9 protein-coding genes are annotated in these 12257 nt (G+C 44.4%); 1 reads left to right on the top strand and 8 read right to left on the bottom strand.

Translation table 11 applies throughout. The annotated features are described in order from the left end of the window. Positions 1-12: 12 nt before the first annotated feature. The gene (locus D9N13_RS21250; RefSeq protein ID WP_290593978.1) at positions 13-1929 is read left to right on the top strand and encodes a DmsC/YnfH family molybdoenzyme membrane anchor subunit; all 1917 of its coding nucleotides are present in this window, start codon (positions 13-15) and stop codon (positions 1927-1929) included. A gap of 55 nt (positions 1930-1984) precedes the next feature. On the opposite strand, the gene D9N13_RS21245 is transcribed toward D9N13_RS21250, so the two are convergent. From D9N13_RS21245 to D9N13_RS21210, 8 genes are all read right to left on the bottom strand, one after another. Beyond that, positions 1985-3904, bottom strand: a complete 1920-nt coding sequence (locus D9N13_RS21245; RefSeq protein ID WP_290593977.1) for a polysaccharide biosynthesis protein — start codon at positions 3902-3904, stop codon at positions 1985-1987. A 169-nt stretch (positions 3905-4073) separates the two neighbouring features. After that, complete coding sequence (locus D9N13_RS21240; RefSeq protein ID WP_290593976.1) at positions 4074-5258, bottom strand: DegT/DnrJ/EryC1/StrS family aminotransferase; 1185 nt, start codon at positions 5256-5258, stop codon at positions 4074-4076. Between the two features lie 44 nt (positions 5259-5302). Continuing rightward, complete coding sequence (locus D9N13_RS21235) at positions 5303-5923, bottom strand: acetyltransferase (RefSeq protein WP_290593975.1); 621 nt, start codon at positions 5921-5923, stop codon at positions 5303-5305. After that, the gene (locus D9N13_RS21230; RefSeq protein ID WP_317622543.1) at positions 5916-6515 is read right to left on the bottom strand and encodes a sugar transferase; all 600 of its coding nucleotides are present in this window, start codon (positions 6513-6515) and stop codon (positions 5916-5918) included. Before D9N13_RS21230 ends, D9N13_RS21235 begins: the two co-directional genes overlap by 8 nt. A 79-nt stretch (positions 6516-6594) precedes the next feature. Next, positions 6595-8622 carry an acyltransferase family protein gene (locus D9N13_RS21225; protein ID WP_290593973.1) on the bottom strand — a complete coding sequence of 676 codons (2028 nt, stop codon included), beginning with the start codon at positions 8620-8622 and terminating at the stop codon, positions 6595-6597. 67 nt (positions 8623-8689) lie between these two features. Next, positions 8690-9904 carry a glycosyltransferase gene (locus D9N13_RS21220; RefSeq protein WP_290594286.1) on the bottom strand — a complete coding sequence of 405 codons (1215 nt, stop codon included), beginning with the start codon at positions 9902-9904 and terminating at the stop codon, positions 8690-8692. A gap of 73 nt (positions 9905-9977) precedes the next feature. Next, positions 9978-11093 carry a DegT/DnrJ/EryC1/StrS family aminotransferase gene (locus D9N13_RS21215; RefSeq protein WP_290593972.1) on the bottom strand — a complete coding sequence of 372 codons (1116 nt, stop codon included), beginning with the start codon at positions 11091-11093 and terminating at the stop codon, positions 9978-9980. Between the two features lie 48 nt (positions 11094-11141). After that, complete coding sequence (locus tag D9N13_RS21210; RefSeq protein ID WP_290593971.1) at positions 11142-12254, bottom strand: N-acetyl sugar amidotransferase; 1113 nt, start codon at positions 12252-12254, stop codon at positions 11142-11144. Between the last annotated feature and the right edge of the window lie 3 nt (positions 12255-12257).

Raw genomic sequence — 12257 nt, 5'->3', positions numbered from 1 at the left:
AGAGGAGAGGACATGTTAAGTATTTTACGTAATGTACGGGATCGCCTGGACCAGATCGGTGCCGAGCCCGATCCGGTATACGATGCCCCCCAACCCACCTGGGAGAAGCGCCCGGGTGAGCAGAATTACGCCAAGCTGTTTGACCCTAAAGTACAGGACACCAACCGCTATGGCCGCAAAATTGATCTGCTGGAACTCAGTGGTGGTTGCGCGCCCGAAGGCCAATCCCTGCTGATCAACCAGAACCCGGCAGTGGGCGACAACCCCAACCGGTACAAGCAGCACGGTTTTCATTTTACCGCCGACAACTGCATCGGCTGCCATGCCTGTGAAGCGGCCTGCAGCGAAAAGAACGGCAATCCGGCCCACATCAGCTTCCGTTCCGTGGGCTATGTGGAGGGGGGTACTTACCCCGACTACAAGCGCATGAACATCTCCATGGCCTGTAACCACTGTGATGATCCGGTGTGCCTGAAAGGCTGCCCCACCCGCGCCTACACCAAGCACGCAGAATACGGCGCCGTGCTGCAGGATCCGGACACCTGCTTTGGCTGTGGCTACTGCACCTGGGTATGCCCCTACAATGCACCGCAACTGGACCCCATTCAGGGCCAGGTGTCCAAGTGCAATATGTGTGTAGACCGCTTGGAAGAGGGTTTGAAACCCGCCTGTGTCTCCGCCTGTTTGGGTAACGCACTGAACTTTGGTGTGATCGAAAACACCCCGGAAAACCGCGAGCAGGTGCTGCCGCAGATTCCCGGATTCCCCGATCCCAACATCACTAACCCCAACATTCGCTTCCAGCAGACCAAATCCATGCCCAACGAAGTCACCCGCACCGACTCCATGCCGGTGAAATACGCCAAGGGTGATGATGGCCAGTTCCGCTCGGTGGTAGATGAGAAAGAAGGCAAAGACACCCACTGGAACCTGGGCCGGTTGAGCTCGCGGGAGAACCCGCTGGTGATCTTCACCCTGGCCACCCAGGCGGTGATCGGTGCCTTTATCACCGTACTGCTGGCACCTTATGTTGGGCTGGACAGCATCGCCGCCATCGAAAGCAGCGTGCTGTACATCCCCATGCTGGCTGTCTTTATTGGTTTGCAGATGTGGGGGCTGGTACTGTCCACCATGCACTTGGGCAAACCCATGCGCTTCTATCGCGGCTTCAATAACCTCAGGCATTCACCGGTATCCCGGGAGGGGCTGGGTATCACACTGTTCCTGACCGGATTGGGCGCCTTTACCTTCTTCAAGCTGGTGAATATCTGGCTGGAGTGGGGCTTCGTGGATGTACTGGCCCTGCTGGCCGGTGGCTTTGCTGCCCTCTCCGGGCTGGTGGGCCTGTGGTACATGCACAAGAGCTATCGCATCAAGGCGCGCCCGTTCTGGAACCACTGGCAGGTGATCACCTCCTTCTTTGGTACCATGGGCAGCCTGGGCAGCCTGCTGCTGGGGGCTTTCCTGTTGCCGCTGGCGCTGATCAATGGCACTGACATTGCCGGCCTGATGACCGTGCTCGGCGCCATGGCCCTGATCGGCTTTGGCGCAGAGGGTATCGGCCTGATGGCCCACGCCAAATACCTGAATGTGGAATCCGGAGAGGGTGCCGCCTCGCATTATGTGCAGTGCACCACCTTTGGTAAAACCTACGCCCTGCGTAATGGGTTGATTGCCTCTTGTGTACTGCTGGCGCTGGCCATGGTGGTGTTGCCGACAGGTGCGGTGGCGGGAACTGCGTTGTTCGCGCTGATGCTGGTGGCTGGCCTGGCGGCCCTGCTGATGGGGCGGGCACTGTTCTATGTGCTGGTGATTCCCACAACCATGCCGGGTGCGTTCTTCTGGAAGAACAAAGGGTTTGAGGAGCATGCCCGGGATGTGGGGCTGGCCAATATGCCCCAGGTGGGGGTGGTGCCGGATCTGCATTGATTGAAATTTGATCTGTGACCATAAAAAAACCTCCTGCTTGCTGGAGGTTTCTGGATTATATCGCCTCTAATACTTCACTGCGTGGGGTAAAGTTTTTCTTCTCGGAGAGCCAAAGCATATCTTCGATATCGTTAGCTGGCCTGAAATCGAGCGGACAGCTTATAAGCAAATCCCGAATAGTATCGCAATCATTTCGATTGCAATATAACGCTAGATCTTTCAGGAAACACTCTAACTTAGACCATTCCAAATAAGTTTCAGATGCTCGCATGACCTGAGGGTGCTGAGTTGGAGTTACGTTTTCCCCAATAAGCAATTCTTCAAACAACTTTTCGCCTGGTCGTAGCCCGGAGTAGACAATTTCAATATCTCCTTCTCCTTTATCATTAAGTATCGAATACCCCATTAGAGAAATCATTTTATGTGCTAAATCAGAAATTTTTACAGGTTCTCCCATATCAAGAACAAACACCTCTCCGCCTTTAGACATTGCACCCGCTTGGATGACGAGTTCGGCTGCTTCCCGTATGGTCATGAAGTATCTAATAATATCTGGGTGCGTTACTGTCACAGGTCCTCCATTCTCTATTTGCTGTCGAAATAGCGGAATAACAGATCCAGAAGAGCCAAGGACATTGCCAAAACGAACCATGCTAAATCTTGTTTTGCTCCGTTGTTCCATGGCCTGAAATATTAACTCGGCAATCCTTTTGCTGGCGCCCATCACATTGGTTGGTCGGACTGCCTTATCGGTGGAAATAAGAATACAGTTTTCTATGCAACACTCATTAGCAATTTCGGCAACATTCAAGGTACCAAAGACATTGTTTCTGATACCTGCTACAACATTATATTCTACAATAGGCACATGTTTGTATGCTGCCGCGTGGAATAGGGTTTGGACGCCGAAAGTAGCGACGAAGGATTTGAGCAAACTTTTATCTAACACAGAACCTAGAGCTGGTACGATCTTGATGTCTGATTTCTCTTCGTGGTACTCAGTCTTAAGTTCCCTCTCAATTTGATATAAAGCAAATTCGGATTGTTCAAACAGCAATAACATTTTCGGGTTGAGTTTTACTATTTGCCTACATAGTTCAGAACCTATTGAACCGCCAGCCCCCGTAACCATTACCACTCGTCCCCTGATGTTTGCGTGCATTAGATTATCATCAGGATCTACGGGATTTCGACCAAGCAGGTCTTCTATGTCTACGTCTTTTATTTCTTCTATTCTGGCCTTTCCAGATACTAGGTCAGCCATGCCTGGTATGGTTTGAACGTGGATAGGCAGGTGGGACATTGATTCAATTATTTCTTTTCTTTGTCTTCGGCTTACACTTGGAATAGCCAAAAGAAGATCTTTGATGTTCATATGATCGACGCGTTTGAGGAACTCATCACGGCTAACTACTTCAACTCCACAATAGACGCGCCCTTGTACTTTGGGGTCGTCATCTACAAATAGGACCGGCTTGTACTCGGGAGACTTCAAGAGAGACATAAGAGCCTGAGTACCTGCTGCACCTGCTCCATATATGGCAACTGGACGTCTTTTAAATTTTTCAAGAGAGTGAAGCATTTGTCGGGCTAGAAAGCGTACGCCTCCAACAAATAGAAGTAGAATTAAGAAATAAATGAATGGAACAGATCTCGGCAGAGGTGAATTAGCGAGGAACGCGATGGATAGCATTATCAGAGTTGAACCCAATGCACCTTTTGCGACTGTCCATCCTGCTTCCATGCCCATGTAACGTAATACTGCGCGATAGAGGCCTATCCTCGTGAAAAGGATACAGGTCAGGATTAGTGTTCCAGCCAGGACCAATAGATCGTTACTATTCAACGTGGAATAACCGAAATCAAGTCTTAGGTTGAAAGATGCCCAGTAAGCGAGTGGTATGGCAACGGCATCAGACGCCAACATAATGGCACGTTTTATATTTCGAGGTAGTTTGACCAGTTTTGCTTGCATAGTTTCCGTTACGCTTTGCAATTATTCACGGGTGAGAAGATCAGTACTAATAAGGATAGCAGTGAAGGAAGGTTAAGCGTTAACTTCAGTCCATTCAAGCACTACGAGATGAGTTTAGGCCGTTGATAGTATGTTAAATAGATTAACAATGTTGGTGTGCAATAAATGTTCAACTCAATGTCGCTTGACTCATGACCTTTTCCATAGCTTCGCATGTGGCGTCTATCTCTGATTCCGTTAGGGTTGGGTGAACTAAAAACATTAAACTAGTTTCGCCTAGCGTTTTAGCGTTTTGAAGGCGAGAAGATGGCCTCAAATTCGATTTCTCGAAAGCTTTTTCTAAATAGACTTCTGGGCATGATCCCGAGAAGCACGGCACTCCTAAGTCATTAATGCTATTGATTATTTTGTCTCTGCACCAATCTGGTTTTAATGCATCCGGATTAACAAAAACATAGCATTTATATGCGGCATGACCGGCCCACTCAGGTACTTCTGATGGATTAAGCCCCGGGATTCTAATTGCTTCTCTCCAAATGCGTTGAGCATTTGCTTTGCGCTTTTCAACCCACTCAGGAAGTCTACGTAATTGAATTCTACCAATGGCTGCTTGCATTTCTGTCATTCTCCAGTTTGTGCCAAGCGAGTTATGTACCCAGCGAAAACTGCTTCCTGACTTATTGCTGTTAGAATGAATCACATCCCAATCTTTGCCATGATCTTTATAGCCCCACATACGTGCATGGAGATCTGCATTACTCGTTGTAACCATGCCTCCTTCTCCACCGGTTGACATGATTTTGTCTTGGCAAAAAGACCAAGCCCCGACATCACCAATACTACCTACAGATCGACCCTTATATGTTGCACCATGAGCTTGTGCGCAATCTTCGACTACATAAAGATTGTGCTCTTTTGCTAGTTGCACTATCGGATCCATATCACAAGGCATGCCTGCTAGATGGACACAAATAATTGCTTTGGTTTGAGGAGTTAATGCAACTCTAATTGTATCTGCACTTATATTCTGAGTATCTGGATCAATATCTGCAAATATTGGAACGGCGCCAACTGCGGAAATAGATGAAGCGGAAGCAATGAATGTTCTGGGTGTTACGATGACATGGTCGCCAACACCAATCTCAAGGCCTCTCAACGCAAGTTCTAATGCAACAGTACCATTGGCCAATGTAATCGCAAACTTTGAACCCGTGTGGCACGCGAACTCAGTTTCAAAGTTAGTGCACTCGCTGCCTGTCCAATAGTTCACATTGTTAGAGAGTAATACTTTAGTGACGGCATCTGCTTCCTCTTGAGTAAAACAAGGCCAGGGTGAGAAAGGACGATATGACATTTTTGCCTCGATCTATGAAAGGTTTAATAAGATTGAAAACTCGACTATCGGAGTGCTTTGGCTGGGACGCCGGCTACTATGGCACAATCTTCAATATCTCTTATAATGACGGAGCCAGCTCCCACAATTACATCATCGTGGACGCGAATGTGCTGCTTTATTGCCGCCCCGATTCCTATCCAGCTTCGTGCGCCGATAGACACGCTTCCTGCGAGCCGAGCCCCTGGACATATATGAACAGCATCACCTAAGGAACAGTCGTGATCTATAGATGAACCGGTATTGATGATACAGCCTATACCAATCGTTGTATCGACATTTATAACCGTTCCAGCGAGTACCACGCTACCAATTCCTATAGTTGTATATTGGCTGATTTGAGCGCTGGGATGAACTAGTGTTACAAGAGGAGCACTATTTTCTTTCAGATGTAGTAGCTTTTCATACCTGATAAGATTATTCCCAATGGCAACGATAACTCCATCGAAATCAGCGAGAGTTGACAGCAGTGAGGGGTAATCACCAATTATTTCCCAATGAGAATTGTTTTTACATTGAGGCCATGTATCGTCAAAAAAGTATACTTCATTCCAATTACAATATTCTGCACAGTCAGCAACAACCTTGCCGTGTCCACTAGCACCATATACAGCTAACTTACTCATTTGAGGAACCTTTGAATTTTGGCATGCTGGCTTCTCCCTCAGCGGATATGCCTTCTCGTTTTACTACTTTTATGAAGGTTAGTATCAATATTCTTAGATCTAGCCACAGTGACTGATTCTCTACATACCAAATATCAAACTCAAATTTTTCCTTCCAGGAGATAGAGTTTCTTCCGTTGATCTGAGCCCAGCCAGTTATTCCAGGTCGGACTTGGTGTCTCTTTAGTTGCCTCTGAGAATAAAGAGGCAAATATTCTTTCAGTAATGGCCTCGGGCCCACTAGACTCATATCGCCCTTCAAAACATTCCAAAGTTCAGGTAACTCATCCAGACTTGTCGAGCGTAAAAATGCTCCTAGCTTTGTAATCCTCATACTATCAGGAAGTTGATTTCCATCGTCATCAATAGAGTCACGCATTGTCTTAAACTTCATCATCCTAAATGGCTGTGAATTTAGCCCGGGTCTCTCTTGGTAGAAGAGTACCGGACGTCCCATAGATGACCAGATCGCTATTGACAATAGCAACATTGCTGGGGAAAAAAGTAGTAACGCTACAAAGGCTACTGAAATGTCCAAAATTCGTTTATACACCTTGTTTATCTCATCGAAAATCTATTAATTTGCACAGACTAACAGCTGTAGGTTGTCCTTCAAATACATCGGTACCTATCTACTTAAAAATATATGGATGTAGCTTATATAGAGCATCGGCTTGGAAACGACTTCCGCTAATAGAAAGGTGATTGTCATCAGCATATAAAAGTTTGCCATTTTTGAAAACTGAACAGATGCTCTCATCGGCGCAAAAAAACTCTGTGCTATCAATGATGTGAATACCTGATATCTTTTGGAGGATCTGAAAATATTCATCCTGCCTGCTTCTAACGGCTTGTAACGATTTTCTGCAATCACGTTTAATTAGTCGTAGGGGGCGATGTTGGCATGCTTCAGCATCATAACTAAGCTCAGGGTTTTCAGTAATGTACACGACCTGTATGCCAGCATTGGTGATAATATCTGTCGTATTTTGGAGTCCCTCTTTAAAGGAGGCCTTACTGAGAATTCCGTTGACAGGATGTGAGAAATGCCTCCGAGCTAGCTCCTGACCACTAAGATAGACAGGTCCACGGGTAAAAAATAAAACAATATTTATGTCTGGATGCTTAGGAAGCTCGTCCAAGATCTGGTTAATATTGATTCTGCAATTTTCCGTTTCAACTTTGGATCTACCAGTTGGTGCCCCGTAAAATGGCGGGCAGCTGCTATTAGCTAGTAACAACGTGTTTTTTTTATGATCCTCTAACAATTCAGCTAGCCCGGTATATGCGGCGTGAGCATGACTGTCACCTATCACGGCTACAGTATAATTTGAGCCTACGTCATTGAAGCGACAGTAATTGAAAGAAGGGGGTGGTGTGCGTATGTATCCAAGGCAAAGTTCATCTTTTGGGCTAGGCCTAATTAGTTCCATATGGTTTTCAGTGAAAGCTTTAACTGTGGATCGTGAGGGTATTCCATTGAATATATGTACGAATAAACCAAAGCTACCTATTAGGAGCATAGATATAACCAATAGTTTAACTGTTGTCGTTCGGTGCCCACTTGTTTTCAGTGGTAGTTCAACAAAACGGTAGGTCAACCAAGCTACTATTATAGAAGCAAGAACGGCGCAAACGCGAAATTCTCTACTAGGCATTTCCCCTGAAATTATCCTTGCAAATGAAAGAACTGGCCAATGCCAAAGATAGAGCGGGTAACTTATTAGGCCGAGCCATACGGCAGGCTTTCCTGAAAGTATAATTCTGTTTAGGATTGCGTTAGAGCCCGCACTAATTATCAGCATAGCACCTAAAACAGGGGTTAATGCCCAAACCCCGGGGAAATGTGCGTTCTGATCCAGATACTTTGCGGCTATCAGAATTGTGAAGAAACCAAGTGTAGACAAGAAGTTCTCTACGAACGGATAAGCTGCTCTAGAGCGACCATTAGCTATAATGGATGTTAATCGTTGATTTATGGCTGTAGTCGTTTTTGAAAGTGTATGTGGATGATTTGAGTAGTAAGCAAGTATAGCTCCACACATTAGCTCCCAAAAGCGATTTAGTGAAGAGAAGTAAGCAGTTTTCGAAGAATAGAACCAAGACTGCGCAGACAATGAGAACGAAATGGCAGCGACAATGATAATTACCAAGAGTATATTGAATTTTCGTTTCCAGGAGAACCACAGTAACAGCGGCCATATGGCGTAGAATTGTTCTTCTACGCTTAAACTCCACAGATGAAGTACAGGCTTGGAAAGTGCAGGAGCTCCAAAGTAATCTACTTCACTTATCAGTAGGAGATTAAGAGCGAATACACTGCTTCCTGCTATATGCTTACCAAGCGATTCTAGTTCATTTGAGAACAAGGCGAACCATCCAAATACAAAGCAAGTCAATGCAACGAGAAGCAACGCAGGGAAAAGTCTCAAAACTCGTTTTTGATAAAATCTGGAAAAATTGAAATAGCCATCTTTTAGGTCTTCAAATATTAAAGATGTAATTAGGTAGCCGGATATTACAAAAAAAACATCTACTCCGATGAAGCCCCCTTTTAGGTGATCCGGAAAGGCATGAAAAACCACCACAACCAGAATTGAAATAGCTCGTAACCCATCTATGTCTGCCCTGTATTTAAGAGTCGATGCTGTATTGGCCATCAGATTACTGTCATAAACCTATGAATCGGTAAGAGGGTTGCCTAAATGTCTATTCGAAATTCAATGATCATTGTTTTCCGTGGTTTAATACTATTTTTTCTAACGATCTAGAGTAGGATGTGTATACGACATGTGATTGGAAGTAAGTTTCAAAAGCTACTTTCGCATTCTGCCTTAATGATTCTAGTTCGGTGGGAGTAGAGCATAATTTGATTAATATTTTATAGAGCTCTTCGCCTGAATCATAACAATATCCTATATTGTAAGATTCGATTGTGTCTCGTGGAACGCCAGTAAGGTTCGTGATTATGGGTAGCCCACCACTTAGATAGTCAAAAAACTTGTTTGAAAGTGAATTCTGATAGTCAATTCTATTTTCAATTGATAATAGCGCACATAAAGACCTGGCTTTGAGGTAGAGTAAGTGGTCTGGTGAAACATGGCCTGCTAACACTATGTTGGGTAGATAATCGACCATTCCTTTTATTCTGGATGCGCACTCACCTTTGCCACATATCACTAATTTGATGTTTAATTCATCTTTAAAGGCACGGTCCATGGCATTCATTACATCTGGTATGGCATTAAGTACTGTATTGTTTAGTGTGCCTGCAAAATATATGTAAGCTTCATTTTTGTTAAAATCTACGCCCTTTTTAGACCAAAAGTTAACGTGCTTGTTGTCGTAAGTGGTGTCATCTGATCCATCTTGAGCTTGAGACTCGTAACCTATAGGAAGCACGAAATCTAAAGACGACTGATCTCTGCCAGAATACTTAATAAGGTAGTCTAAAAAGAACTTAGTTATACCCGAAAGCGCAGTTGCTCCTTTGCACGCGTACCTCAGCTCGATTCTCATCAAGGCTGCCAAAAGCCTCAATTTAAAGCTCACGGCCCCTTTTTCTAACACAAACACATCTGGCCACATGTCGCGAGCATCTAATACGACAGGAATGCGTTTGAGCTTTCCATAGAATACAGCGATTGCACATGTGATTGGTGCAGGCATGCTACAAACAATTACATCTGGAGCGTTCTTACTAGTAGTAGACAAGAAGCGCCATAATAATACGAAGCTTGTAACATATATATTTAGGAGTCTGTAGATGCCGTGTCCACTGTCAGTATAATGAAAAAAGCACTTGATCAAGTTGAATGTGTAATGGTCGTTATATGCTATGGATGTGCTTCTATTTACACGGTCATTTCCTTGTTTATGGTTGTGAGCAGAACACCACCTTACGACCTCATGTCCTCGCTGAACAAGTGCAGCGCCTAGCATCCCCATCCGGTAACTGTAGGGGGTGTCATCGAAAGGCAAATCCTCTTCTAGTTTTATTAGCCAAACGCGCATTCTAACAACCCAAAGTGTCTACGCACTTTTTAATACTATCAACGACATATTCAATCTCTTCCTGTGATATTTCGGGAAATATAGGTAAAGAGAGGATTCTTTCTTGATGGTTAAATGCAATCGGGAAATCTTTAACATTATGGCCGAATCTATTGTAGGCAGGTAAAAACGGTAACGCTATCGGATAGTTAATTACCGTGTCTATTCCCCTGTCTTTTAAGCGTGACTTTAGTTCGTTTCTTCTCTCAGTTTGAATGACGTACAAATGCCACACATGTTCGTTGCCTTCCAGTTCGGTGGGTGAAACTATGGAATCTATGGAACTTAAATTTGAATTGTATTGAAGGGCTATCTGTTGCCGTAGCTTAGTCCATTTTACGAGGTGGGGCAGTTTGACGTTCAGAATGGCCGCCTGCAAGCCATCTAATCGACTGTTTATTCCTTCTATTTCATGATTTCCCTTCTGAAGGCCACCATGCCTGGCAAATTTTGCGGCAAAGAGCGCGTATGATTCTGTGTTTGTGATTAATGCCCCTGCATCTCCCATTGCGCCAAGATTTTTTCCTGGGTAAAACGAAAAAGTTGCGATGTCACCAAAAGTCCCAATTTTCTGGCCGTTGTGTTCTGCTAGATGGGCCTGAGCACAATCTTCGATTACCCAAAGAGAATTTGACCTGGCGATGCGCATGATGTTCGTCATGTCAGCTGGATGACCAAATAAGTGAACGGGGATAATTCCAACAGTCTTGCTAGATATTTTTCGTTCGAGGTCGTCAGGGTTCAATGTGAAAGAATCTATAGTCGTGTCGCAAAATACAACGCTTGCACCTGCTTGCGTAACTGTTTCACTCGTAGAAATCCAGGAATGCGCAGGAACAATAACCTCATCACCAGGTTTAACTCCTAAAGTTTTCATTGCTATATATAATGCATCTGTGCCATTTGCACATGAAACACAATACTTGCTTGATGTGATGTTCGAAAATTGCTCTTCGAACATTTCAACTGCTGGGCCTCGAACAAAGGCAGAATTACGAATTGTTTCGCTTATTGCAGTATCCAATTCATCCTTTAGTGACAAATATTGTCTATATAGGTCATTGAAAGGTACGTGCATACATTCTCCAGGATAAGATTATTAAGAGTAAATTAGATTCTAATGATATTATTTTGGATATAGTCCCCAACGCCTTAAGAGTCGCAGTCCACTTTTTATCTTATTTATAGTGCTGATGTGCGAGGAGTAACTACTTCTATCCATTGGATGGGTAGAAATTATTTCTTCTAGGTCTTCTTTGCTAAGGCCAAATTTTGTGCAAACAAATCTTTTTAGATCTTCTGTGTCTGAAGGGGTAACTGGCGATTCAGATAGGATGCGCAATGCACGTTCTCTGTTTATCTGGCCACTGTAGATAAGATCAGACAAGTGACCTTTTCGCTTATCAATATTAAATTGTTTGGGAAGCACATAACCCTGATAAAATTTTGTGTAAGATGATTCAAAGTGCTTCCCCTCGTATGGGCGCCAATCTAATTCCTTTCTTAGCGTGGTGATAACATCCTGTTTTACATAGGGGATGTAATTCAATATTGATACGCTTCGTATGTGCCTAATAAAAGTGAAGTAGGCGAGATCGAATAATGAAATAGTTGGTATGCTTTGAAATTTTTCTGGGCCACCATTCTTCAAGCTTACACTCCTGAGATACTTCGAATCCATGTGACCGTATGACCAACTAGGCACATAAATAGACTCAGTTTGAAAGTTCATGCCGCTTAGGATGGTTTTAGTCCCTGTTTGGTGAGCTGTTCTCCACAGGCTAGCATATATTGCATGATCGGTCGGTATCTCTCCGTCTGGTGTAGATGCTCGTAAAAAAGCAATTTGCAAAGACTTAAACTCATTCCAGTTTAAGACGACGGTTCTAAGTGGTATTCCTAACACTTTTACAAGTTGCTCGATATTTCGTACCGCTAGTTCTGAGTTCCAACCATTATCGACATGAACGGCTAGGACTCTTAATCCGGACTTTGCCGCAAGATAAGCTACGTACGATGAGTCCACACCTCCACTAACACCAACAATGCAGTCATATTTCTTTCCTCTTCCTCTATGCTTAATACCATCTATAATTGATGCAAACGCACCATCATCTAGATTTAGTCGATCGCGGGATAAGGAGCTGTATCGATGACAATGGTTGCATACCCCGTCATTATCAAATTGTATGTCCGGATCAACTAGGTCGTCCATTACGCATCGGTTACAGATTCTCAATCT

Source organism: Ketobacter sp. GenoA1 (assembly GCF_003671475.1).
Taxonomy (GTDB): domain Bacteria; phylum Pseudomonadota; class Gammaproteobacteria; order Pseudomonadales; family Ketobacteraceae; genus Ketobacter.
The sequence above is the reverse complement of the archived record's forward strand: the minus strand, read 5'-3'. Positions and strand labels throughout refer to the sequence as shown.